At 60.7% G+C, this 24,222-nt stretch carries 24 protein-coding genes; 10 read left to right on the top strand and 14 right to left on the bottom strand.

Annotated features, from left to right (window positions below; translation table 11 throughout):
• The 4 genes from ABDB87_RS17280 to guaB all read right to left on the bottom strand — a co-directional run bounded on the left by ABDB87_RS17280 (position 1) and on the right by guaB (position 4,799).
• Positions 1–372 carry a DUF6116 family protein gene (locus ABDB87_RS17280; RefSeq protein WP_345929358.1) on the bottom strand — a complete coding sequence of 124 codons (372 nt, stop codon included), beginning with the start codon at positions 370–372 and terminating at the stop codon, positions 1–3.
• Between the two features lie 28 nt (positions 373–400).
• Entirely contained in the window at positions 401–1,951 is a 1,551-nt protein-coding gene (guaA, locus tag ABDB87_RS17275; RefSeq protein WP_345929356.1) for a glutamine-hydrolyzing GMP synthase, read from the bottom strand.
• Between the two features lie 8 nt (positions 1,952–1,959).
• Positions 1,960–3,243 (bottom strand): MFS transporter, encoded by a 1,284-nt coding sequence (locus ABDB87_RS17270; protein WP_345929354.1) that lies wholly within the window; start codon positions 3,241–3,243, stop codon positions 1,960–1,962.
• 89 nt (positions 3,244–3,332) lie between these two features.
• Positions 3,333–4,799 (bottom strand): IMP dehydrogenase, encoded by a 1,467-nt coding sequence (guaB, locus tag ABDB87_RS17265; RefSeq protein ID WP_345929353.1) that lies wholly within the window; start codon positions 4,797–4,799, stop codon positions 3,333–3,335.
• Between the two features lie 93 nt (positions 4,800–4,892).
• On the opposite strand from guaB, the gene ABDB87_RS17260 reads away from it, so the two are divergent.
• Complete coding sequence (locus ABDB87_RS17260) at positions 4,893–5,372, top strand: DUF4124 domain-containing protein (protein WP_345929351.1); 480 nt, start codon at positions 4,893–4,895, stop codon at positions 5,370–5,372.
• 45 nt (positions 5,373–5,417) lie between these two features.
• Here ABDB87_RS17260 and ABDB87_RS17255 read toward each other — a convergent pair whose 3' ends face one another.
• Positions 5,418–5,717 carry an RnfH family protein gene (locus ABDB87_RS17255; RefSeq protein WP_345929350.1) on the bottom strand — a complete coding sequence of 100 codons (300 nt, stop codon included), beginning with the start codon at positions 5,715–5,717 and terminating at the stop codon, positions 5,418–5,420.
• Positions 5,707–6,168: a type II toxin-antitoxin system RatA family toxin gene (locus ABDB87_RS17250; protein WP_345929348.1), complete on the bottom strand. Its 462-nt coding sequence runs from the start codon at positions 6,166–6,168 to the stop codon at positions 5,707–5,709. Before ABDB87_RS17250 ends, ABDB87_RS17255 begins: the two co-directional genes overlap by 11 nt.
• 95 nt (positions 6,169–6,263) lie before the next feature.
• Between ABDB87_RS17250 and smpB the strand changes: the two genes are divergently transcribed.
• Complete coding sequence (gene smpB / locus ABDB87_RS17245; protein WP_345929346.1) at positions 6,264–6,713, top strand: SsrA-binding protein SmpB; 450 nt, start codon at positions 6,264–6,266, stop codon at positions 6,711–6,713.
• Positions 6,714–6,735: 22 nt separating this feature from the next.
• On the opposite strand, the gene ABDB87_RS17240 is transcribed toward smpB, so the two are convergent.
• Entirely contained in the window at positions 6,736–7,590 is an 855-nt protein-coding gene (locus ABDB87_RS17240) for an SPFH domain-containing protein (RefSeq protein ID WP_345929344.1), read from the bottom strand.
• A 97-nt stretch (positions 7,591–7,687) separates the two neighbouring features.
• Complete coding sequence (locus tag ABDB87_RS17235) at positions 7,688–9,052, bottom strand: serine/threonine-protein kinase (protein WP_345929343.1); 1,365 nt, start codon at positions 9,050–9,052, stop codon at positions 7,688–7,690.
• Between the two features lie 143 nt (positions 9,053–9,195).
• Here ABDB87_RS17235 and grpE point away from each other — a divergent pair, with 143 nt between their 5' ends.
• The 5 genes from grpE to ABDB87_RS17210 all read left to right on the top strand — a co-directional run bounded on the left by grpE (position 9,196) and on the right by ABDB87_RS17210 (position 14,178).
• A complete protein-coding gene (gene grpE / locus ABDB87_RS17230) occupies positions 9,196–9,759 on the top strand; it encodes a nucleotide exchange factor GrpE (RefSeq protein WP_345929342.1) in 564 nt (187 codons plus the stop codon).
• A gap of 91 nt (positions 9,760–9,850) precedes the next feature.
• Positions 9,851–11,770 (top strand): molecular chaperone DnaK, encoded by a 1,920-nt coding sequence (gene dnaK, locus ABDB87_RS17225; protein ID WP_345929340.1) that lies wholly within the window; start codon positions 9,851–9,853, stop codon positions 11,768–11,770.
• Positions 11,771–11,854: 84 nt separating this feature from the next.
• Positions 11,855–12,991 (top strand): molecular chaperone DnaJ, encoded by a 1,137-nt coding sequence (dnaJ, locus tag ABDB87_RS17220; protein WP_345929338.1) that lies wholly within the window; start codon positions 11,855–11,857, stop codon positions 12,989–12,991.
• A 90-nt stretch (positions 12,992–13,081) separates the two neighbouring features.
• A complete protein-coding gene (locus ABDB87_RS17215) occupies positions 13,082–13,495 on the top strand; it encodes a CidA/LrgA family protein (protein WP_345929336.1) in 414 nt (137 codons plus the stop codon).
• Positions 13,492–14,178 (top strand): LrgB family protein, encoded by a 687-nt coding sequence (locus ABDB87_RS17210; protein WP_345929334.1) that lies wholly within the window; start codon positions 13,492–13,494, stop codon positions 14,176–14,178. The genes ABDB87_RS17215 and ABDB87_RS17210 overlap by 4 nt, the downstream gene beginning before the upstream one ends.
• A 60-nt stretch (positions 14,179–14,238) precedes the next feature.
• On the opposite strand, the gene serS is transcribed toward ABDB87_RS17210, so the two are convergent.
• Complete coding sequence (serS, locus tag ABDB87_RS17205; RefSeq protein ID WP_345929332.1) at positions 14,239–15,522, bottom strand: serine--tRNA ligase; 1,284 nt, start codon at positions 15,520–15,522, stop codon at positions 14,239–14,241.
• Between the two features lie 250 nt (positions 15,523–15,772).
• On the opposite strand from serS, the gene ABDB87_RS17200 reads away from it, so the two are divergent.
• Positions 15,773–16,036 (top strand): hypothetical protein, encoded by a 264-nt coding sequence (locus ABDB87_RS17200; protein WP_345929330.1) that lies wholly within the window; start codon positions 15,773–15,775, stop codon positions 16,034–16,036.
• Positions 16,037–16,153: 117 nt separating this feature from the next.
• On the opposite strand, the gene ABDB87_RS17195 is transcribed toward ABDB87_RS17200, so the two are convergent.
• The 4 genes from ABDB87_RS17195 to ABDB87_RS17180 all read right to left on the bottom strand — a co-directional run bounded on the left by ABDB87_RS17195 (position 16,154) and on the right by ABDB87_RS17180 (position 21,205).
• The gene (locus ABDB87_RS17195; RefSeq protein WP_345929399.1) at positions 16,154–17,458 is read right to left on the bottom strand and encodes a replication-associated recombination protein A; all 1,305 of its coding nucleotides are present in this window, start codon (positions 17,456–17,458) and stop codon (positions 16,154–16,156) included.
• A 10-nt stretch (positions 17,459–17,468) separates the two neighbouring features.
• The gene (lolA, locus tag ABDB87_RS17190; protein WP_345929328.1) at positions 17,469–18,080 is read right to left on the bottom strand and encodes an outer membrane lipoprotein periplasmic chaperone LolA; all 612 of its coding nucleotides are present in this window, start codon (positions 18,078–18,080) and stop codon (positions 17,469–17,471) included.
• 58 nt (positions 18,081–18,138) lie between these two features.
• Complete coding sequence (locus ABDB87_RS17185) at positions 18,139–20,454, bottom strand: DNA translocase FtsK (protein ID WP_345929326.1); 2,316 nt, start codon at positions 20,452–20,454, stop codon at positions 18,139–18,141.
• Positions 20,455–20,533: 79 nt separating this feature from the next.
• Positions 20,534–21,205: a Crp/Fnr family transcriptional regulator gene (locus tag ABDB87_RS17180; protein WP_345929324.1), complete on the bottom strand. Its 672-nt coding sequence runs from the start codon at positions 21,203–21,205 to the stop codon at positions 20,534–20,536.
• Positions 21,206–21,429: 224 nt separating this feature from the next.
• On the opposite strand from ABDB87_RS17180, the gene trxB reads away from it, so the two are divergent.
• On the top strand, positions 21,430–22,386 hold the full coding sequence (trxB, locus tag ABDB87_RS17175) for a thioredoxin-disulfide reductase (RefSeq protein WP_345929322.1): 957 nt from the start codon (positions 21,430–21,432) through the stop codon (positions 22,384–22,386).
• 5 nt (positions 22,387–22,391) lie between these two features.
• Entirely contained in the window at positions 22,392–23,219 is an 828-nt protein-coding gene (locus ABDB87_RS17170; RefSeq protein ID WP_345929320.1) for a Smr/MutS family protein, read from the top strand.
• A gap of 15 nt (positions 23,220–23,234) precedes the next feature.
• On the opposite strand, the gene ylqF is transcribed toward ABDB87_RS17170, so the two are convergent.
• A complete protein-coding gene (ylqF, locus tag ABDB87_RS17165; RefSeq protein ID WP_345929318.1) occupies positions 23,235–24,155 on the bottom strand; it encodes a ribosome biogenesis GTPase YlqF in 921 nt (306 codons plus the stop codon).
• Positions 24,156–24,222: the final 67 nt, after the last annotated feature.

Below are 24,222 nucleotides of genomic sequence, written 5' to 3'. Positions count from 1 at the left end.
TCAGGACTCACCGCCTCCTCCTCCGCCACGCTTGTTTTTCCAGGCGGCAAGCATCAGGGTGCACAGCCCCAGCAGGATCTCATCCAGAAAAGGAATGAAATCAGGCAACAACAGATCAGCGACGAAGCAAACCAGGACGAGAAGGAACAGGTTCGGGAAGCGCAGACGCGCAGCATAACGCAGCAGCGCAGCGGGCAAGAGGCGCAGAAAAGCGCCGAAAATCCCATTCATCCTGACAGTCTCCTGTTCGCTCTCAAAAACCGGCAGCACTGCAACAAGCGCGAAAGCCATCGCCTCGCCTCCCGAGATGCCGCGTCGACGCGCGGCAAGGGAGCGACTGACCGGAACGAACGCTCGCTTCAATTCAGACAAGCGCTGTCCCGATCCATCCGCCGTACGGTCATTCCCACTCGATGGTTGCAGGCGGCTTGCCGGAAACGTCGTACACGACGCGGTTGATGCCGCGCACTTCGTTGATGATCCGGTTGGATACCTTGCCCAGCAACTCGTAGGGCAGCTCGGCCCACTTCGCGGTCATGAAGTCGGAGGTGCACACCGCACGCAGGGCGACCACGTACTCGTAGGTGCGACCGTCACCCATCACGCCGACGGACTTCACCGGCAGAAACACGGCAAATGCCTGGCTGGTCTTGTCGTACCAGTCGAAGGCGCGCAGCTCATCGATGAAGATTGCGTCGGCACGGCGCAGCAGGTCGCAGTATTCGCGCTTCACTTCGCCGAGCACACGCACGCCAAGGCCGGGGCCCGGGAACGGGTGGCGATAGACCATTTCGTGCGGCAGGCCGAGTGCTACGCCCAGTTCGCGGACTTCGTCCTTGAACAGTTCGCGCAGCGGCTCGAGCAGCGAGAGCTTCAGCGTTTCCGGCAGGCCGCCCACGTTGTGGTGGCTCTTGATCGTGTGCGCCTTCTTGGTCTTGGCACCGGCCGACTCGATCACGTCCGGATAGATCGTGCCCTGCGCCAGCCACTTGGCACTGGGCAGCTTGGCCGATTCGGCCTGGAAGACTTCGACGAACTCGCGGCCGATGATCTTGCGCTTGGCTTCCGGATCAGTCACACCGGCCAGATGGCCCATGAACTGCTCGGTGGCGTTCACGTGGATCACCTTCACGCCAAGGTGCTTGTTGAAGATGTTCATGACCTGCTCGCCTTCGTTCAGGCGCAGCAGGCCGTTGTCGACGAACACGCAGGTGAGCTGATCGCCGATGGCGCGGTGAATCAGCGCGGCAGCCACGGAGGAATCCACGCCGCCGGAGAGGCCGAGGATGACTTCGTCAGAGCCGACCTGCTCGCGGATGCGGGCCACGGCCTGATCGATGTAGTTGGGCATCGTCCAGGAGGGTTCGGCCTGGCAGACGTTGAGCACGAAACGATTGATCATTTCGCGGCCCTGCAGGGTGTGGGTAACTTCCGGATGGAACTGCACGGCGTAAAAACCACGCGCTTCGTCGGCCATCGCCGCAATCGGACAGGCTTCGTTGCTGGCAATCACGCGGAAACCTGCGGGCAGCTCGGTAACCTTGTCGCCGTGGCTCATCCAGACTTCGAGGAATTTCTGGCCTTCAGCGCTGCGGTCTTCCAAACCGGCGAAAAGAGGCGAGCCGTGTGCAGCGATTTCGGCATAGCCGAACTCGCGCACCTTGCCCGCTTCCACCTTGCCGCCAAGGCTCTGCGCCATCCACTGCATGCCGTAGCAGATGCCCAGCACCGGTACGCCGAGCTTGAAGAGCTCGGGGTCTGCCTGATAGTCGGACTCGTAGACCGAGTTCGGTCCGCCCGAGAGGATGATCCCGGTCGGCTTGAATTCGCGGATGAAATCCATCGACACATCGAAGGAGTGCAGCTCGCAATAGACATGGGCTTCGCGAACCCGGCGTGCAATCAGCTGGGTGACCTGTGAACCGAAGTCGAGGATGAGGATCTTGTCCATAAGAGAACTCAGTGCGTGGCAGATTGTTGGAGAGACGTGGAGTCAGACTCTCTCGCTTTGTGCGTAGAGAGATAGCGAAGGGCAAAAAACGCCGCAAGAATCTGCAGCAAGGCAGAGAAATAAAAGGGTGCCCCCAGGCGCCAGTCCTGTTGCGGCAGATGGCTTACGGTAGCCAGCAGCGGAGCGCCGATCATCGGAGCCAGAACAGCCATCAGACTGTTGAGTGAAGAAATGGCCCCCATCGTCTGCCCCTGGGCATGCACACCGGCCGAATTCGAAACCAGACTCTGGACAGACGCGGTAGCGCCAAAAGCAAGGATATTGCAGGCGATGATGGCATACATCATCCAGCCCTCAGTGGCGAGCCCCCAGAGCAGATACGCGAATGCTCCCGAAACGAGACCAGCAACAGCAAAGCGACGAGCCCCCCACCAGCGCAGAAAGTGCTTCAGCAAGAAGCCCTGAACGATGACCGACATCACACCCACGGCAAACAACGACCAACCGTTCTCACGCGGCCCCCACCCGAAGCGATAGTAGTTATGGAGCACCCAGCTGGTGTGCAAGGTGAACTGCGCCAGCGAAGCCAGCGCGATGACAGCAACCAGCAGACCGACTCCCTTGAGTGCCGTCAGGCGCCTGAGCGCAGAAACCGGATTGGCGGAACGCCAGTCAATCGGTCGACGCTTCGCGGCGGACAAGGACTCGGGCAGGACAAAGTATCCGTAGAGGAGATTCAGCAGCGCGAGCGTCCCTGCAGCAAAAAAAGGCAGGTGGATATTGATCGCGCCGAGAATTCCCCCCATGACCGGCCCCAATATGAAGCCCATCCCGAACATGGCGCCGAGCATGCCGAAGCGTCGTGCCCGTTGCTCCGGAGGAGTGATGTCCGCGACATATGCATTTGCAATGGCAGCATTGGCCTGCATCGCGCCACCGACCACGCGCACGGCGATCAGCATGGCGAGGGAAGTGGCGAGCGCAGTGACGAAAAAATTCAGCGCCAGACCGCAAAACCCCAGAAGCAGAACAGGACGACGCCCGTAGTGATCCGACAGCGCACCAAGAACCGGGGCAGCCAGAAAGTTGGAAAAGCCGAATGCGAACGCAACAGCGCCATACCACCACGCTTGCGCCGCTGGGGAACTGGTAAAACTGCCAACGAGCGAGGGAAGAACCGGAATGATCAGGCCGATCGAAATCATGTCGATCAGCACGGTGATCATGATGAAACCGATTCCCGCATCACGCCCCTTCTGCATTTCCACTTCTTTCGGGGCTGCTTCACTCATCTGGAAAACTTCCTGCCGGAGAAAAAGCGGGCCGAAGCCCGCCATCAGAAACATGGGCCCGACAGTACGCTGCCGAGCCTTGAAGCACCTCAGTCAACCTGATGATAATTCGGCGCTTCCTTGGTGATCTGCACATCATGCACGTGCGACTCCCGGATTCCCGCCGAAGTAATTTCGACGAACTCGGCGCGGGCACGCATCTCCTCGATCGACGCGCATCCGACATAGCCCATCGACGAACGCAAGCCTCCCATCAACTGATGGATCACGGCACCAACCGGCCCCTTGTAGGCAACGCGTCCCTCGATACCTTCCGGCACAAGTTTCTCGGCATTGCCGCTTTCGTTGTCCTGGAAGTAGCGGTCAGCCGACCCCTGCTGCATCGCACCCAGCGAACCCATGCCGCGGTAAGACTTGTAGCTGCGCCCCTGAAACAGAACGGTTTCGCCCGGAGCCTCTTCGGTGCCGGCAAAAAGCCCGCCCAGCATCACGCAGTGTGCCCCCGCCGCAATCGCCTTGGAAATGTCACCGGAATAACGGATCCCACCATCAGCGATAAACGGAACGCCTTCCGCTTCGAGCGCCTTCGCGACATTGTCGATGGCCGTGATTTGCGGCACGCCGACACCCGCCACGATGCGCGTGGTACAGATCGATCCCGGACCGATCCCGACCTTGACACCATCCGCACCCGCTGCAACAAGCGCCTTCGCGGCATCGCCGGTCGCAATGTTTCCGCCAATCACTTCAACCTGGGGGAAATTTTTCTTCACCCAGGTCACGCGATTCAGAACGCCTTGCGAGTGCCCGTGTGCCGTGTCAACCACGATCACATCGACACCGGCTTCGGCCAGCAACTCACAACGCTCTTCGGTCCCCTCACCGACGCCTACCGCAGCACCAACGCGGAGACGACCATGCGCGTCCTTTGCCGCCAGGGGGTGTTCGGTCGCTTTCTGGATATCCTTGACCGTAATGAGACCGTACAGCTCACCGTTTTCCTTCAGCACCAGTACGCGCTCCAGACGATGGCGATGCATCAGGGCCTTCGCTTCTTCCAGCGTGGCACCTTCCTGCACGGTAACCAGACGCTCGCGCGGGGTCATCACCGCAGCGATGGATTGATCGAGATTGGTTTCGAAGCGGAGATCACGGTTCGTAACGATACCGACGACTTTTTTCCCATCGACAACCGGCAAGCCTGAGATCCGGTGCTGCCTCGTAATGGCGAGCACCTCGCGCACGGTCAGCGTGGGGGGGATCGTGATGGGATCACGCAGGACACCCGATTCGAACCGTTTGACGCGGGCAACTTCCTGAGCCTGCTGTCGTGCAGTAAGGTTCTTGTGCACAATCCCGATGCCGCCCTCCTGCGCCAGCGCAATTGCAAGCCGCGACTCGGTCACGGTGTCCATGGCAGCAGAAACCAAGGGCAGATTGAGCGTGATATTGCGTGTGAGACGCGTCGCAAGGCTCACATCACGAGGGAGAATGTTGGAGTGCGCCGGGACCAGCAGAACATCATCAAAGGTCAGCGCCTTCTGGATCAAACGCATGCTTATAATCCTTACCGGCAAATCAGCATTATACAGGCGGAGCAGCCTCCGGCAAAACAGGCTGACATCCCCGGAACAGACCAAGGAGTTTGAATGAAAGCACGGAAGCTGGCGGTACTGGCTGCACTGGCACTCCCCCTGATGGCGAACGCCGAGATCTACACGTGGAAAGACGCCAACGGCAGGACGCACTTCGGCGATCAGCCGCCCCCGAATGCGCAGGTCAAGACCATGCGTGGCGGCGCGCCGGTCGAATCCACGGCGCCCGAGGCTTCAGGCAGCGCTCCATCGGCCCAGGCTTCAGGCCCCAAAAGCTGGCAGGAGCAGAACAAGGATTTCGCGAAGCGCCAGACTGAAAAAGCGGAAGCCGAAGCAAAGGCGAACAAGGAGCGCGAAGCCAAGGCTCAGAAGGATGAGTACTGCTCCAATCTGCGGAGCAACATCGCCCTCCTCGAACGCGGCGGGCGTATCAGCAAGGCCAACGACAAGGGAGAGGCGATCCCGATGTCGGACAACCAACTCCAGGCTGAGCTCGACCGCGCACGCGCAGCGCTGTCCAAGGACTGCAAGTAAAGCCGCCCTGCCGGCGACAGCCCCAACCGACCGGGATGTCGCCGATCAGAGTTCTCCGCCCCCCTTTTTCATCGCCTTGCCCTCTTCGGCCCGCTTACGACGAACCTCCTTGGGATCCGCGATAAGGGGGCGGTAGATCTCTACGCGATCTCCATCAGCAAGTACGCCGTCCGTCCGGACAATTTTCCCGAACACACCGAACTTCCCGTCCGCCAGGGAAATTTCCGGGTACTTGGCCATCAAGCCGGAGGAGATGACAGCGCTTTCAAGCGTCGCGCCTTCGTTCAGCTCAATCCGCACAAGCTCCTGCTTCTGTGGCAGGGCATAACACACTTCAATTTTCATTGTTCAGACCAGGAGTTGATGACGCAGCCAACTGATCCGCGCGCTGGATGAATGCTTCAACGAAACTGTTGGCAATATGATTGAAAACCGGGCCCAGAACCTTGTCGAGCAAGGTACTGGAGAACTCGTAGACAAGCATGAATTCGATCTTGCACGCCTTGTCACCCAAAGGCAGAAAACGCCACTCGCCATCGAGCTTGCGGAACGGGCCGTCGTTAAGCCTCATGCGGATGGAGCGGCCCGGCTCGTTTTCATTGATGGTCGAGAAAGAAGCCTTGATCCCGTGATAGCTGATATGCAGCATCGCTTTCACGGAATCCGGCGTCCGATCCATGATCTCCGCTCCGCCACACCAAGGGAGAAAGGCGGGATAGTCTTCAATGCCATCCACAAGCGCATACATCTTTTCTGCGCGATGTTCGATCAATACGGATTTTCTGATCTCAGCCATGCTTCGCCGGTTTGAAGCCGCCTGACCGGGCGGCACTGATAGAATGGCGGATTCTAGCGGAAACCCTCCCGCCCGAAACCATTGCATCGGAAACCATGAGCATCATCGACAATCGCAAGGCCTTTCACGACTACTTCATCGAAGAGCGCTTCGAGGCCGGCCTGGTCCTTGAAGGATGGGAAGTGAAGGCGATTCGCGCCGGACGAGCACAGATCAAGGAAGCGTACATCCTGATCCGCGGTGCGGAATTGTTTGTGATCGGCATGCACATCAGCCCTTTGCTTGCGGCGTCAACGCATGTGAAGCCCGACCCTACGCGTACGCGCAAGCTCATGCTTCACATGCACCAGATCGAAACGCTGATCGGCAAGGTGGAGCGCGCAGGTTTCACGCTTGTTCCGCTGGATCTGCACTACACCAAAGGCCGGGTAAAGATGGAAATCGGCCTGGCCAAGGGCAAGAAGCAGTTCGACAAACGTGAAACCGAAAAGCAGCGCGACTGGGATCGCGAAAAGCAACGACTGATGCGCGCCAAAGTGCGCTGAAACCCAGCCGGCCAGCAGTCCGTCAGACGGGCTTGCTCCCCGCGAATCGCTTGAGCGTCTCCTGCAAATCGGCAGGAAGCACGACGATCTTTGCGTTCTCGGAGCTGGAGAGCTTTTCAAGCGAGTTGATGTACTTTTCCCCAAGAATGAACATCATCGGCGTCGCATTGCCGCCGATCGCTTCACTCACGCGACGAATGGCCTCGGCCGAGGCAGTCGCCAGCGATACCTGCGCATTCGCGTCACGCTTTGCCGCCTCGAGACGGGCCTCTGCCCCGAGAATCGCCGACTGCTTGTCACCTTCCGCGCGCGTAACGAGTGCTTTGCGCTCCCGCTCGGCAGCCGCTTGCAACTCCATCGCTCGTTGCATGGATTCCGTAGGCTTGATGTCCTGGATTTCAACAGTCTTGATGCTGATGCCCCAGTCCAGCGCCTCGTCCGAAATGCTCTCGCGCAGGCGGGCCTTGATGCGGTCGCGCGAAGAGAGCGCTTCGTCCAGCTCCATTTCCCCGACGATTGAGCGCAAGGTCGTCATGACCAGATTGCGTATCGCTTCGTGAAAATTGGTAATTCCATAGACAGCCCGAACGGGGTCAGTCACCTTGATGAACGCAATGGCGTTGGTGAGGATCACGGCGTTGTCTCGGGTGATCACCTCCTGCTCCTGCACGTCGAGGATGATGTCTTTGGTTGTGACCTTGTAGGCGACGCGATCGAGGTAGGGAATCAGTACACTGAGGCCGGGCGTAATCGTATTGAGGTACTTGCCGAGGCGCTCGACAACCCACTCTTCGCCCTGCGGAACAATCCTGACGCCTTTGGCAATCGTGACGACGACGAATGCCAGAATGGCAAGAACTACGATCAGACCTTCCATGGCAATACCCTGAAAAAAGGAAACTCATCTTAAGGGGCACGGAAAAGCGGAACGCATCCGCGCCCTTTCATGCGGGCTGCCACAAACAGCAGCAGCCTCAATCGTCCACCAGCTGCAACTCCATGCTTGCGGTGGTGACATTCACCGCTTTCAATGCCGCGCCACCGTGTTGCGCCACGGCGTCAGATGCCTTGGCAAGACGCTGCACCACGGTTGTCATGAGGCGCTCCCGGAAATGCTCCAGACACTCCTCCGAGGCAAGCGCGAGCGCTGCCGGGGTGATTTCCAGATAGCGAACAAAGGTCTTGCTGACCACCGTGCAGACCTGGCGGTGCTCGATCTTGTCCAGATAAGCGGTCTCGCCGAAACACTCGCCCGGCCCCAGGACCGCCACCACGCGGCCGCTGATGGACAACTCGACCTCGCCCTCAAGCAGGATTCCGAAACGCTGATCGGAACTTCCTTCACGCACGATCTGGGTCAGCGGCTCCCCTACCCGCCAAGCGGAAAAACGTGAAGCCTCCCAGATTTCAACGTCTTCAAAATCGGTAAAGAATCCCAGGCGGCGAATTTGAGAAAAACGCGAGCTGTCAGGCAGGCTGTCGTGCTCGTTGAAAATCTTGAACTGCACGCCTGACAGATCTTTCGCAAACTCGGCTCCGTTGCGATACCGGGAGTAAAGATCCTTTTCGAGCGACTTGCGAATCACCGCATCCATCGCTTCCGGCACATCGGGATTCAGCGCGCTGGCAGCAGGTGGATCGGTATTGATGATTTTGTAGACGAGCTGAGCGGGATTCTTGGCGCGAAACGGCAGGCGCCCGGTGAGCATGTGAAAGAGCACGACGCCCAGCGAATACAGGTCGGTTTTCTGGTTCAGCGGATAGTTCTTGATCTGCTCGGGCGACATGTAGGCCGGCGACCCGACGCCCATGATGAAAGTCGAATCTTCGGCGCTTTTCTTGTTCACGTTCATCGCCAGACCGAAGTCGGTGATCTTCACGTTATCGTCCGCATCAACAAGAATGTTTGCCGGCTTGATGTCACGATGGATGATGCCCTGACGGTAGGCGTAGTCGAGCGCCATCGCGATCTTGAAAATGATGCTGGTGGTGCGCTGCACCGGCAGCATCCGCTCATAGCTGCAGAAGTCTTCCAGCGAGCCGCCGGGGAAGTACTCCATGACGACATAAGCCTCATCCTTTTCGATGACGGCCTCGTAGATCCGGATGATGTTGGGGTGCTCAAGCCTGCGGGCGACGGAGCTTTCGGCCCGCAAAAGCTTCAGCAGGCGCCGATTCCACTTGGCCTCGTCCTTCGCCCGGTCCCGGAAGGAAATGTATTTCAGCGCGACCGGTTCGGGGTAATAGGGATTCTCGGCCAGATAGACGACCGCGGTCGCACCCCGTCCTATTTCGCGGAGGATCTTGTACTTGCCTACGCGTTCAGGCATCTCAGCCATGTGTTGCGTCCATTGTCAGCGCGGATTCTGTTGGGCTACAGCGGGGAGTGTGGCAAAGATCACGAAAAAATAGAAGAAAGACACTTGAAATATCCGACATACGCCTCACTTGAGTGGCTGTACTCATTGAGGAGCCCTGCTTCATGTCTCAGCAACCTGACACCCCCAAGGACGACAACGATAGCGCAACTATCTCTGCGGATGCCGCAAACCAAGGCGCAGCCGGAGAATCTCAACACACTGACACCCTCCCGGGCCTTGAAGAACAACTGCGCCAGGCCGAACTCCTTGCCAGTGAACATCACGACGCCTGGCTCCGTGCGAAGGCTGAAACCGAAAACGTTCGCCGCCGTGCTCAGGAAGACATCAGCAAGGCCGCAAAGTTCGCCATCGAGAAGTTCGCCGGTGAGCTCCTGGTGGTCAAGGACAGCCTGGAGCAGACGCTTGCGGTGGAAGCTCCCAGCGTTGACTCCATCCGCGAAGGCGCAGACCTGACGCTCAAGAACCTCGCCAAGGCCTTCGAGAAAAGCGGCCTAGAAGAGATCAACCCGATCGGCGAAAAATTCGATCCGCACAAGCATCAGGCCATTTCAGCCCTGCCCTCCGATCAACCTGCCAACACGGTGATCCAGGTCTTCCAGAAGGGTTATCTGCTCGAAGGCCGCGTGCTGCGTCCCGCGCTTGTCGCCGTCGCTCAGTCGGCTTGAAATACGGCGAGCCACCCCCAATTCATCATCAGAAACGAAATTCCGGTGGACGCAGGATGCGCCACCCAACGTCATCAAGGAGCTTTTTGAAATGGCAAAGATCATCGGGATCGACCTGGGCACTACCAACAGCTGCGTAGCCATCATGGAAGGCGGCAGCCCCAAGGTCATCGAAAACTCGGAAGGTGCGCGCACGACGCCCTCCATTGTTGCTTACATGGAAGATGGCGAAGTGCTGTGCGGCGCGCCGGCCAAGCGCCAGGCCGTGACCAACGCGAAGAACACGCTCTACGCCGTCAAGCGCCTGATCGGCCGCCGTTTCGAAGAGAAGGAAGTGCAGAAGGACATCAACCTGATGCCCTACACCATCGTCAAGGCCGACAACGGCGACGCCTGGGTTGAAGTGCGCGGCAAGAAGATGGCCCCGCCGCAGATCTCGGCTGACGTGCTGCGCAAGATGAAGAAGACCGCCGAAGACTATCTGGGCGAAGAAGTGACCGAGGCCGTGATCACGGTGCCGGCCTACTTCAACGACAGCCAGCGTCAGGCCACCAAGGACGCCGGCCGCATCGCCGGTCTGGATGTGAAGCGCATCATCAACGAACCGACCGCTGCCGCACTGGCCTTCGGCCTCGACAAGGCCGGCAAGAAGGATCAGAAGGTTGCCGTATTCGACCTGGGCGGCGGTACCTTCGACATCTCCATCATCGAAATCGCCGATGTGGATGGCGACAAGCAGTTTGAAGTGCTCGCGACCAACGGTGACACTTTCCTCGGCGGTGAAGACTTCGACCAGCGCCTGATCGACCACATCGTGGCCGAGTTCAAGCAGATCAACGGCATCGACCTCTCGAAGGATGCGATTGCCCTGCAGCGCATCAAGGCTGCTGCCGAGCGTGCCAAGATCGAGCTGTCGTCCTCGCAGCAGACCGAAATCAACGAGCCCTACATCACCATGGCCAACGGCGCGCCCGCCCACTTGACCATGAAGATCACCCGCGCCAAGTTCGAATCGCTGGTTGAAGAGCTGGTCAACAACACCATCGAACCTTGCCGCAAGGCACTGAAGGACGCAGGTCTGTCGGTTTCCGACATCGACGACGTGATTCTCGTCGGCGGCCAGACCCGCATGCCCAAGGTGCAGGAAAAGGTTCGCGAATTCTTCGGCAAGGAAGCTCGCAAGGACGTGAACCCCGACGAAGCCGTGGCGGTGGGCGCTGCGATCCAGGGCGGCGTGCTGCAAGGCGACGTGAAGGACGTGCTGCTGCTCGACGTATCCCCGCTTTCGCTGGGCATCGAAACCCTGGGCGGGGTGATGACGGCCATGATCAAGCGCAACACCACGATCCCGACCAAGCATTCGCAGGTGTTCTCGACCGCTGACGACAATCAGCCGGCAGTGACCATCAAGGTCTATCAGGGCGAGCGTGAAATGGCGGCCGGCAACAAGATGCTGGGCGAATTCAACCTTGAAGGCATTCCGCCCGCTCCGCGTGGCGTGCCCCAGATTGAGGTCACCTTCGACATCGACGCCAACGGCATCCTGCATGTGAAGGCCGCGGACAAGGCCACCGGCAAGGAAAACAAGATCACCATCAAGGCGAACTCCGGCCTCTCCGAAGACGAGATCCAGAAGATGGTGAACGACGCTGCCGCACATGCCGAAGAAGACAAGCGCCAGCATGAACTGATCGACGCCCGCAACCAGTGCGACGCGCTGATCCACACGACGAAGAAGGGCCTCACCGAACATGGCGACAAGGTCTCGGCTGACGAAAAGGCCAAGATCGAAGCCGCGCTGAAGGATGCGGAAGAAGCCATCAAGGGCTCCGACAAGGCCGAGATCGAAGCCAAGGCCCAGGCGCTGGCCATGGCTTCGCAGAAGCTGGGCGAAGCCATGTATGCGCAGCAAGGTGGCGAAGCCGGCAATGCCGCCCCGCAACAGGAAGCCAAGCCTGCCGACGACAACGTGGTGGATGCGGAATTCACGGAAGTCAAAGACAAGAAGTAATTCCCGTCACCGCACAGGCGCAGAGCGCAAAGGGTCCCGGCAGCATTTCCGGCGCTCTTTGCGCTCTTGCCTTGAGGAAAAGTCATGGCAAAAAGAGATTATTACGAAGTTCTCGGCGTCAACCGCGACGCGTCGGACGACGATATCAAGAAGGCCTACCGCAAGCTGGCCATGAAGTACCACCCTGACCGGAATCCGGACAGCAAGGACGCCGAAGAGAAGTTCAAGGAGGTCAAGGAAGCCTATGAAATGCTTTCCGACAGCCAGAAGCGCGGTGCCTATGACCGTTATGGCCACGCCGGTGTAGATCCGTCAGCGGGCGGCGGATTCGGTGGAGGTCAGGGCTTTGGTGGCGACTTCGGCGATGCGTTCGGCGGCATCTTCGACGAAATCTTCGGCGGCGGACGGGGCGGCGGCGGAGGCGGCTCGCGCGTCTATCGCGGCGCGGATCTGCGCTACAACATGGAAGTCACGCTCGAGGAAGCAGCGCGCGGGGTCGAGAAAACCATCCGCATTCCGGTTCAGGAGGAATGCGGGACCTGTCATGGCTCGGGCGCCAAGCCCGGCACCCAGCCCAAGACCTGTGGCACTTGCGGTGGTGCAGGTCAGGTCCGCATGCAGCAGGGCTTCTTCTCGATCCAGCAGACCTGCCCGAAGTGCCATGGCTCGGGCCGCGTGATCACCGACCCCTGTGGCGATTGCCATGGCGCGGGGCGTGTGAAGAAGCAAAAGACGCTGGAAGTGAAGGTGCCGGCAGGCATCGACGAAGGCATGCGCCTGCGTCATGCCGGCTTTGGCGAGCCGGGCGTCAATGGAGGCCCTGCAGGCGATCTGTTCGTCGAGATCCATATCAAGGAACACCCGGTATTCGAGCGCAACGGCGATGATCTGCATTGCGAAATGCCGATCAGCTTCGTGACAGCGGCACTGGGCGGTGAAATCGAGATCCCGACGCTGGATGGTGCGGCGTCGATCAAGATTCCTGCCGAGACGCAGACCGGAAAAATCTTCAGGTTGCGTGGCAAGGGCATCAAGAATGTTCGCAGCGGCTATCACGGCGACCTGCACTGCCATGTGGTGATCGAAACACCGGTCAAGCTGACCGAACGCCAGAAAGAGCTTCTGCGGGAGTTCGAAATCACCTGCAAGGACGGTGGCGACAGCCACAATCCTCGTGCCAAGTCCTGGATGGACAAGGTCAAGGACTTCTTCTCGAACTGAAGCCCCCTGACACGATCGAGCCCGCTTCGGCGGGCTTTTTCGTTCTCGGACACGTATCATTGTGACTGCTGCCGCCTCTCCCCTTCCCTCATGACACTCCCGAATTCAGGAAAGCTCCGGAGCTTTCTGAGGACACTTTTCCAGATCGGACTGATCGTAGGCATCTGGCTGCTCGCGGTTGAAGTCTCCGGCCGGTTTCTGCCGGGTATTCCGCCGACGGTCAGCGGCATCGCGATTGCGCTCGCCCTGATGACGCTGGGCCTCCTGCGCCGCGAATGGGTCGCTGATGGCGCCACCTGGCTCTTGCGGGAAATGCTGCTGTTCTTCATCCCGGTCGTCATCGCCGTGCTCCAGTACCGGAGTCTGCTTGAAGGCAAGATGATCGCCATCCTGTGCGTGATCGTGGGCAGCACCGCCTGCGTGATGCTGGCGACGGCCTTCACGGTTGATCTCGCCTGGCGGCTTGAAAAACATCTGCGTGACAAAAAGGAGTCCGGACAGTGATTCATCTGCCCCAAGGCCTTTTCTGGCTGGCACTGACCATCGTGCTCTATGTCGCGTCCCGCAGTCTGCACAAGCGCGTTCCGCACACGCTGCTTTCTCCGCTCATAGCCGTGCCGGTCCTGCTGATCGTGATTCTCCTGGCTGCGCACGTTTCCTACGCGTCATACAACGCCCAGAGTCACTGGCTCTCTGCCATGCTCGGCCCGGCAACGGTTGCGTTCGCCGTGCCGATCCACGAGTACCGGGCGGTGATCCGGCGTCATTTCATGCCGCTGATTGCGGGGGTCGTCGTGGGAATGACCGTGGCAGTCGTCAGCACGGTCGTTCTGTCCAGGCTGTTTGGCCTGCCGGAGTCGCTTGAGCGCAGTCTGTCGGTCCGTTCGATCAGCACACCGTTCGCGATTGCCGCTGCGCCACAAATGGGCGGACAGGCCGAGCTTGCAGCGGTATTCGTCGTGATTACCGGCTTGGCCGGCATGGTGCTTGGCGAGTGGCTGCTGAGCTGGTTGCCGGTCAGAAGCGCACTCGCGCGTGGCGCGCTGTTCGGAGCCGGCGCGCACGCGGTCGGCACGGCTACCGCGCATCGCCGCGACACCGAAGAAGGTGTCATTTCCAGCCTAACGATGATCATCGCCGGGATCCTGATGGTGCTGCTGGCGCCGTGGCTGTCTGCCTGGCTCTGAACTGCGTGCACAACTGAAAAAGGCTCCCGGATGAGCCTTTTTGTCGATCTGCCGCGAAGCTCAGGGCTTCAGTACTTCCAGCCCGCCCATGTAGGGACGCAGTGCCTCCGGCACAACGACCGAGCCATCTGCCTGCTGGTAGTTTTCCAGAATCGCCACGAGTGTCCGCCCGACGGCCAGCCCGGACCCATTGAGGGTGTGCACCAGATCGTTCTTGCCGGCCTCGTTCTTGTAACGGGCCTGCATGCGACGCGCCTGGAAGGCGCCACAGTTGGAAACCGACGAAATTTCGCGATAGGTGTTCTGTGCGGGCAACCAGACTTCAAGGTCGTAGGTTTTTGCGGCGGAGAAGCCCATATCACCGGTGCACAAGGCGACGACGCGATAAGGCAAGCCCAGCTTCTGCAGCACCGCCTCGGCATTACCAACCATTTCCTCCAGTGCCGCGGAGCTGTCTTCCGGCCGGGTAATGCGCACCATCTCCACCTTGTCGAACTGATGCTGACGGATCATGCCCTTGGTGTCCCGACCGTAGCTGCCTGCTTCCGAGCGGAAGCACGGTGTATGGGCGGTCAGCTTGAGCGGCAGGTCTTCGGTCTTGAGGATCGTGTCCTTGACCATGTTGGTCAGGGAAATTTCAGAGGTTGAAATCAGATATTGGGTCTGGCCGTCTTCACCGCCCCGCTCGACGCGGAACATGTCCTCGGCAAACTTGGGCAACTGCCCCGTCCCGAACAGCACGTCCGGATTCACGATGTAGGGCGTATAGCATTCGGTATAGCCGTGCTCGCCGGTCTGGGTATCGAGCATCAGCTGCGCAATGGCGCGATGCAGGCGCGCCATGCCCCCCTTGAGGAATGAAAAACGCGCACCGGCCAGCTTCGCACCGGTGTCGAAATCCATCCCCAGCGGCTCTCCCACATCGGCATGGTCCTTGACCGCAAATTCGAAGCTGCGCGGGCTCCCCCAGCGACGCACTTCCACATTCGCGGTTTCATCCTTGCCGACCGGCACCGACTCATCCGGCAGATTGGGAATGCGTGCGAGAAAGTCATTGAGCCGGGCCTGCAGGGCAGCCAGCTGCTCCTCGCAGGTTTTCAGCTCTTCGCCCAGCCCGCCGACTTCGGCCATCACGGCAGAAGCGTCTTCGCCCTTGCCCTTCAACATGCCGATCTGCTTGGACAGGCTGTTGCGCTTCGATTGCAGCTCCTGGGTGCGGGTCTGAAGCCCCTTGCGCTCATCTTCCATGGACTGGAAGGCGGCGACGTCGAGAACGAATTTGCGCGTAGCCAGACGCTGGGCAACTGAATCGAGCTGGGTACGAAGAAGCTGGATATCGAGCATGACAGAGGAACATCTTGTTTTTGGAAGTCGAGCAGTTTACACGACGCCGGGGGTATGCCTCTTGTGCAGCGCAAAGTTTTCCGCCCGACGCAGGATGAAATCCTCTCGACGCAAGCTTCTCCGCGGACCATTGCAGCGTGCAATCGCACATCGGACAGCGCATAGCCAATGACAACTGGCGATCACTCTGTGCTGCTCTAGCTTTGAGTAAGGCCCGGCCCGGGGCCTGACCAGAAAAGGAGGCACAAGGATGCTGACGATGCAGGACTGCCTCGATTACTGTGACCTGACGCCAGAAGAAGTCGGGCTTTTTGCAGAACACGAACATCTGCCCGAGGAAATTGCGGCCCCGATTGCGTGCGGCCTCGTGCAGAGCGACGAGGGCGTCGAGTTGATCTGCAGCTGTTTCAGTGATTTCGTATCCGACGCCATGTCGCGTGGCGCTCTGGACGAAGCAGAGCACGTGCTTCACGTGTACGCGCAGTTCCGTTCTGCGCACCCGCTCGCGCAGTGATTCCGGAAGCCCGTTTCCGGCGATCCCGCCCTTTCAGGCAAGCGAGCTAGCGGGCTTCACCGCCCATCCCCGCAGTCACCGGGCCCTGCCCGATGACTGCGGGCACCCGGCGGCTCATCAGGCCTTGCCGGCTTCCTCGTCCAGTTTCCGCAGAAAGGCCAGCTTGTCGGCGATCTTCTGTTCCAGTCCGCGTGGAACGGGCTGATACCAGCCCGGCTCCGGAACACCTTCCGGCAGATAGGTTTCGCCTGCGGCATAGGCGTGCGGTTCGTCATGGGCATAACGGTAGTCGTGCCCGTAGCCCAGTTCCTTCATGAGGCGGGTCGGCGCATTGCGCAGATGCACCGGCACTTCGCGGCTGCCATCCTGCTTCACGAAGCTCCGTGCCGCGTTGTAGGCCATGTAGCCAGCATTGCTCTTGGCCGCAATCGCGAGATAAATCACCGCCTGACCCAGCGCCAGCTCTCCCTCCGGAGAGCCCAGACGCTCGAAGGTCAGTGCCGCATCATTGGCAATCTGCATGGCGCGCGGATCCGCTAGCCCGATGTCTTCCCACGCCATGCGGACGATGCGACGAGCGAGGTACCGCGGATCGGCGCCGCCATCAAGCATCCGGCACAGCCAGTAAAGCGCGGCATCCGGATTCGATCCTCGGACCGACTTGTGCAGGGCTGAAATCTGGTCGTAGAAATTGTCACCGCCCTTGTCGAAACGACGGCTGTTGAGCGTCAGCGCATTCTCGATGAAAGCAGCGTCAATGTGCGCCACGCCTGCAGCGCCTGCGGCAGTGCTGCACTGCTCGAGCAGATTCAGGAAGCGCCTCGCATCCCCGTCTGCATAGCCGATGATGGTATCAACGGCCTTGTCTTCAAACTCCAGATGTCCGAGCGCATGCTGACGGGCCCGCGTCAGCAGCTGGCGCAGCTCCGCTTCGCTGAGCGACTTCAGCACATAGACCTGCGCACGGGAAAGCAGCGCCGAATTGACCTCGAAAGAGGGGTTTTCGGTGGTCGCACCGATGAAGGTCACCAGGCCGGACTCGGCATAGGGCAGCAGCGCGTCCTGCTGACTCTTGTTGAAGCGATGGATCTCATCGACAAAAAGGATGGTGTGCAGGCCGCGATCCAGATTCTGCTGGGCCTGCTCCATCGCGGCACGAATGTCCTTGACCCCGGAAAAAACGGCCGAGAGCGCGATGAACTCGCAGCCGAAAGCCTGGGCAGTGAGGCGGGCGATCGTGGTCTTGCCCACCCCCGGCGGCCCCCAAAGGATCATGGAGTGCGGCTTGCCGGAGCGAAAGGCCAGCCTCAGGGGCTTGCCCTCACCGAGAAGGTGGGACTGCCCGATGACTTCATCCAGCGTCTTGGGTCTGAGCAGCTCAGCCAGCGGCGCAGCGGGTTCGCGGGTAAAAAGATCCGGCATGCCGCTGGAATTACTCGCCAACGACGTCCGCGCCCTTGGGAGGCGTGAAACTGAAGCTGCCAGTTGCCAGTGCAGGGTTGCGCACGAAGCCCGAGAACTGCAGAAGCGTGGTCTGACCGAAGTTGTCGTGCACTTCCATGGCCTGCGGCAGGTTGTCCTTCAGACCGATCCGGACACGCTCGAAGCCCGCCTCGTTGCTCTTCGGCAAGGCTTCGACCCACTCCAGTCCGTCAGCGCTGCCGTCCTCTTTCAGGGTGAAGTTCTTTTTCAGGTCATTGCTGCCCGCCAGAAGCGCGGCCGGCGTGGCGCCCAGCGCGGCGCTCATCGGTTTGATGACCACCTGATTGAGCTCCTTGTCGTAGCTCCAGAGTTTCGCACCATCCCCAACGATCAGCTGGCTGTAGGGCTTGGTGTACTCCCAGCGGAACTTGCCGGGACGCAGGAAACTCATGGTGCCGGAGGCCGACTGACCTGGCTTGCCCGTCTTGGAGATGACTTTCTGGCTGAAGCTGGCGCTCGCGGTTTTCGTCGCATCCAGAAACTGGTTGAGCTGGTCGATCGCGCCGGCATGTGAAAAGCCGGAAACGCCGAGTGCCAGCACGGAGAAAAGCATTTTTTTCATGGATTCGGCTCGATATCGGTGAAAGGAACAGCCGGCGTCGCAGCGTCGGCAAACAGGCTCAGGCTTCGCGAGGCGGTGCCAGGACTTCCCGGCCACCGGTTGCGTTGGCGGCCGACACCAGCCCGGACTGCTCCATCTGTTCGATGAGCCGGGCCGCACGGTTATAGCCGATGCGAAGATGACGCTGAACCAGCGAGATGGATGGGCGACGCGTCTGAAGCACGATGGCGACCGCCTTGTCATAGAGGTCATCGGACTCCTTCCCGCCGGAGTCCCCGATGCCGTCGGTGGAGTACTCGCCACTTCCCTCTTCCGAGGCGCCGGTCAGCATGCCTTCGATGTAATTGGGTTCGCCGGTCGACTTCAGGTACTCCACCACCTTGTGTACTTCCTTGTCATCGACAAAGGCGCCGTGGACGCGTGTCGGCAAACCGGTACCCGGGGCGAGATAAAGCATGTCGCCCATGCCCAGGAGGGACTCAGCCCCCATCTGGTCCAGAATGGTCCGCGAATCGATCTTGCTCGAGACCTGGAACGCCATCCGCGTCGGGATATTGGCCTTGATCAGGCCGGTGATCACGTCAACCGACGGACGCTGGGTGGCCAGCACCAGGTGGATGCCGGCTGCACGGGCCTTCTGTGCCAGACGCGCGATCAGCTCTTCGATCTTCTTGCCGACCACCATCATCAGGTCGGCCAGCTCGTCGATCACCACCACGATCATCGGCATGTGTTCGAGCGGCTCGGGATTTTCCGGCGTCAGCGAGAAGGGATTGGTCATCGGCGTTCCGGATTTGATGCCATCCGCGATCTGCTTGTTGAAACCGGCCAGGTTGCGCACGCCCAATGCGGCCATCAGCTTGTAACGGCGTTCCATCTCCCCCACACACCAGTTGAGTGCGTGTGCGGCGTGCTTCATGTCGGTCACGACTGGAGCCAGCAGATGCGGAATGCCTTCGTAGACCGAGAGCTCCAGCATCTTCGGGTCGACCAGGATCAGCCGGACCTTGTCTGCCCCCGCCTTGTAGAGCAGCGAAAGGATCATTGCGTTAATGCCCACCGACTTGCCTGAGCCGGTGGTCCCGGCCACGAGCAAGTGCGGCATTTTGGCCAGATCCGCCACCATTGGATTGCCGCCGATGTCCTTGCCGAGCGCCACGGTCAGCGGCGAAGCCATGTCGTGATAGACCTTGGAACCGATGATCTCTGACAGACGGACGGTCTGGCGCTTCACGTTCGGGATCTCGAGGCCCATGCAGGCCTTGCCCGGGATGGTTTCGACGACCCGGATGCTCATCACGGACAGCGCACGCGCCAGATCCTTGACGAGGTTCATGATCTGCGCACCCTTGACGCCCACCGCCGGCTCGATTTCATAGCGGGTGATGACCGGCCCCGGATATGCGGCCAGCACCTTCACCTCGACGCCGAAGTCGGCAAGCTTCCGCTCGATCAGGCGTGACGTATATTCGAGCGTCTCCTTGGAGGGCGGCTCCACGTCATTGCTCGGCGCGTCCAACAGCGTGAGACCCGGCAAGCCTGCTCCCGCAGGCACATCTCCGAAGAGTCCGACCTGGCGCTCCTTGTCGGCCCGGACCGGCTCGACGATGCGGACGGGTTCGCTCTTCATCGCCGGCTCGATGTGAATTTCGACCGGCGGCGCTTCCTCACGCTTCTTGCGCTCCCGCTTGACCTTTTCCTCGCGCTTGACGGCGATTTCCTTGCCGACCTTCCTGTCCCGCCAGGCCTGGATCCCGCGATCGGCCACGGTCCAGAGCGTTTCAAGCCAGTAGCCGACCTTCTCGACAGCTTCGACCCATGAAAACCCGCAGAACAGGCTCAGGCCGCCCAGCCAGAAAGCCAGCATCATCAACGTGCCGCCGGTAAAACCCATGTAGCGCGTGACGAGACCACCGAACTCCAGCCCGATCACGCCCCCCGGACTACCGGGAAGGCTGGCATGACTGCTGTGAAAACGCATGGCCTCCAGCCCGCAGCTCGTCAGCAGCAGAATGACAAAACCGGTCAGTACGATGAACAAGGAACGGCGATCGGACTCCAGCTGCCCCCGGAAACGGCGCCCGCCCAGAAAAAGTCCCCAGAACATCAGCGCCACCAGCAGCCAGGCCGACGAGCCGAAAAGGTCCAGCAGCATGTCGGCAAACCAGGCACCGAAGCGTCCGCCCGGATTGCGGATGACGTTGCTGTCGACCGCATGCGACCAGCCCGGATCCGCCTTGCTGAAGCCGAAGAGGATCATGGCGAGATAAACGCCGGCCGCGCCCAGCAGCAGCCAGCCCGCTTCACGCAGGAGCGCTGCGATCTTTTCGGGGAGGGGCTGCGAAGGAGGACGGGTTGAAGCTCGAAACAGCATGAGTGGGCCGTGGCAGGGAAGTGTGCCGGCGATTATAACGCGAGAGCCCGGGCCCCTTCCTGCCGTCCGGACTCAGGACTCACAGGCTCGCGATGCTGTCGCGCAGAACGAGGCCTTCGTCGGTTTCCTCAAGCAGGCCGCGGGATTGCAGGTCTTTCATTACGCGGGAAACCATCTCGCGCGAGGCGCCGATCATCTTCGCGATGTCCTGTTTGGAAATCTTGCGCCGCACCACGCTGCGCCCGTCCCGCGTTTCCGCCATATCGAGCAGGAGTCGCGCAACGCGGCCATAGACGTCCATGAGTGCGAGGCTCTCGATCTTGCGATCCGCCGCACGCAGTCTGTTCGCCAGACTGCACATGATGCGCAGGCAGATCTCGAAGTTGTCCGCCAGGATCTTGCGGAAGTCCGCCTGGGCGATCACGATCAGATCAGAGGAAGCCACCGCCGTAACGGTTGCCGAGCGCGGCTCGGTGTCGACCACGCCCATCTCGCCGAAAACATCGCCATGCCCGAGCATGGTCAGGATGACTTCCCGGCCGTCTTCATCGCTGACGAGGACCTTCAGACTGCCATTGAGAACGAAATAGACGTTGTCGATGAGATCTCCTGCCTGAACGACAGTAGTCCCCCGGGAAACCCGGCGCAGGCCTGCACAGCGCGCGATAAGCTCCAGACGATCGGCCTCGATCCCCTGGAACATCGGAATGGTACGCAAGGCCGTCGCTGAAATCGTGTGTTTGATCGTCATGTGCTCTCCGAAGCGCCACGCCCTGATGAACTCAATGACAGCGGCAAGCATGCCAGAGTATATGTGACCCATATCACGCTTGAAAACTGATGCATGAGCCTCATCTTCAAAACACAATCCAGCGGCCGCCCGCATTGCGTCGATAGCCAGCCCCGATGAAGCGGCCGGATCCGGGTCGGCTATAATCCGCCAGCCTCCAGAACACCAATAAAAGGAATGCCCAAATGAGCTCCAGCACGCAACATCATCCGTTGATCATCCTGGGCTCCGGCCCCGCCGGATACACCGCCGCCGTGTATGCCGCCCGCGCCAACCTCAAACCCGTACTCATTACCGGCCTGGCGCAAGGCGGGCAACTGATGACCACGACCGAGGTCGACAACTGGCCGGCCGACGCAGAAGGGGTACAGGGCCCTGAACTGATGGCACGCTTCGAAGCCCACGCCCGGCGTTTCAACACCGAAATCATCTTCGACCACATCCACACCACCAAGCTGACCGAGCGGCCCTTCACGCTGACCGGGGATGCCGGCACCTACACCTGTGACGCGCTGATCATCGCGACGGGAGCGACCGCCAAATACCTGGGCCTGCCCTCCGAAGAGAAGTTCTCCGGACGGGGTGTTTCGGCCTGCGCGACCTGCGACGGATTCTTCTACCGCAACCAGGAAGTTGCCGTGGTCGGTGGTGGCAATACCGCCGTCGAGGAAGCCCTGTATCTGGCCAACATCGCCAGCAAGGTCACCCTGATTCACCGGCGCGACAAGTTCCGCGCCGAAGCCATCATGGTCGACAAGCTGATGGAGCGCGTGAAGGAAGGCAAGATCGTGCTCGAACTCGATTCGACGCTGGAAGAAGTCCTCGGCGACCAGAGCGGCGCGACCGGCATCCGTGTGCGTCATCTCAAGAGCGGCGCATCCAAGGACATCGCACTGCAAGGCATTTTCATCGCCATCGGCCATGCGCCGAATACCGGCATCTTCAAGGGCCAGCTGGAGATGAACGACACCGGCTACCTGAAGGTTCAGTCGGGACAGGATGGCAATGCGACCCAGACCAGCATCCCTGGCGTATTTGCCGCCGGAGACGTGGCGGATCATGCCTACCGGCAGGCCATCACTTCCGCAGCAACCGGTTGTATGGCAGCCCTGGACGCGGAACGCTATCTCGGCAGCTTCTGAATGCCATGAGTCGCAGCCGACTGCCGCTTGCCGATCTGAAACGCAAGCTCGCCCAGCAACAGCCCGCCCCGAAGCGGGCTGTTGTCGCTGAAGCCGCTGACGACGCGAGTCTGCTCCGGGCGGCCCTGGCGGGCGTCAAGGCCCTGCCCGCCGACCAGCATGCGAACCTCGACACACCCAGGCCGGCGCCGGTTCGTCGCCATGCGTCGCAGGCGAACGAGACGGCCGCCCCTGCCGTGGCCGTCGAGGACAACTGGATTCCCGCCGCGTGGCAGCGCGAGGACCCCGTCGTGACGAACGATCACCCGGAACTGGCCGAAGCCCTCAGGGGCGTCCGCCCGATAGCAAGCAAGCGGATCGAGCTCGACTTGCCCAAGCCGCAGCCCCGCCCGCTGCAGCACGAGCGTGATGAGCAATCCGCCCTGGCGGAGTCGATTTATGCCCCGACCACACTCGACATGCACCTGGAAGGCGGCGACGAGCTCACCCATCTTGCCAACGGCGTCCCGCGCTCGGTGCTGCGGGATCTGCGTCGCGGCCGCTGGGTCGTTCAGGATCAGGTTGATCTGCATGGCTGCAATCGCGACGAAGCCCGCGATCTGCTCGCCGCCTGCATGGGGCGATGGAAAAAGGAAGGCCTGCGCTGCGTACGTGTCGTGCACGGCAAGGGCCGCGGCTCACCAGGCCGTGAGCCCATTCTCAAGAAGCTGGTTGCCGGCTGGTTGATCAACTACTCGGACGTCATGGCCTACTGCCAGGCGCGGCTGGTGGATGGTGGCGCCGGAGCCCTGATCGTGCTGCTCAAGGCTTCCCGCACCACTGCACTGCTCTAGGCGGACGCCCTCGGCTCAGTCTGCCGCGTCGTCTTCATCCTGCGCGGCGCTGTCCTGCCCCGTCTGGAGCCTGGCTTCATGCGCGGCAATCATCCGCGCGCGTGACGCCGGCGTTTCAAGGGTAATCCGCCCGAGACGGCCATCGCGATAGTCCTGGAGCAGCGTGAGCGCGGCCTTTTCCAGATCCAGACCACCACCCTTGACTCTGAAGCCGCGTCGCTTGCCGATGGCCTCCACCACGGCAATACCATCCATGCCGGCAGCCGCGAATCCATATCGCTCGGTCAGCCGCTGCGGGTAGCGCTCAAGCAGCACGTCCGCCAGAAAACAGGCCACTTCTTCATCAATCACCGCGTTGCGACCGATCGCGTGACTGGCCGCGAGCATGTAGCCGTCGCTGTCGTACTGGATCTTCGGCCACATCATTCCGGGCGTATCCACCAGGGTGTGACGAAGGTCAATATCGCCCCGCACCTGGCTCTTGGTCACGGCCGGCTCATCGCCCACCGCCGAGAGCTTTCGCCCCAGCAAGGCATTCATCAGCGTGGATTTTCCCACGTTCGGAATCCCCATGATCATCATCCGCAGCGGCTTGACGTTGTCATTTCGATGCGGCGCCAGCGGCTGGCACAGCTTGGGCACACGTGCCACGTCGGACGCCTTCTTGCAGGACAGGGCCACCGCCTTGACACCCGGCTGGGCGTTGAAATACTCGATCCAGGCCGCAGTCGCCTCCGGATCAGCGAGGTCGACCTTGTTGAGAATCTTGAGACAGGGACGCTGCCTGTGCGCGCGCAACTGCGCGATCATCGGATTGCAGCTCGCCTGGGGCAGACGGGCGTCAAGCACCTCGATGACAACGTCGATAGACTCCATGGCGTCACCCGCTTTCTTGCGGGCGGAGGTCATGTGTCCGGGAAACCACTGGATGGGCATGTGAGGAATATTTGATCGAAACGATGGAATTGTCCCACGACAGCACTTAGCCTGTCGCGCTAAACCT

The sequence above is a fragment of the Uliginosibacterium paludis genome, assembly GCF_039631355.1.
Classification (GTDB): Bacteria; Pseudomonadota; Gammaproteobacteria; order Burkholderiales; family Rhodocyclaceae; genus Uliginosibacterium; species Uliginosibacterium paludis.
Note: the sequence above shows the minus strand (reverse complement) of the source record. Positions and strands in the feature narration are given on the sequence as shown.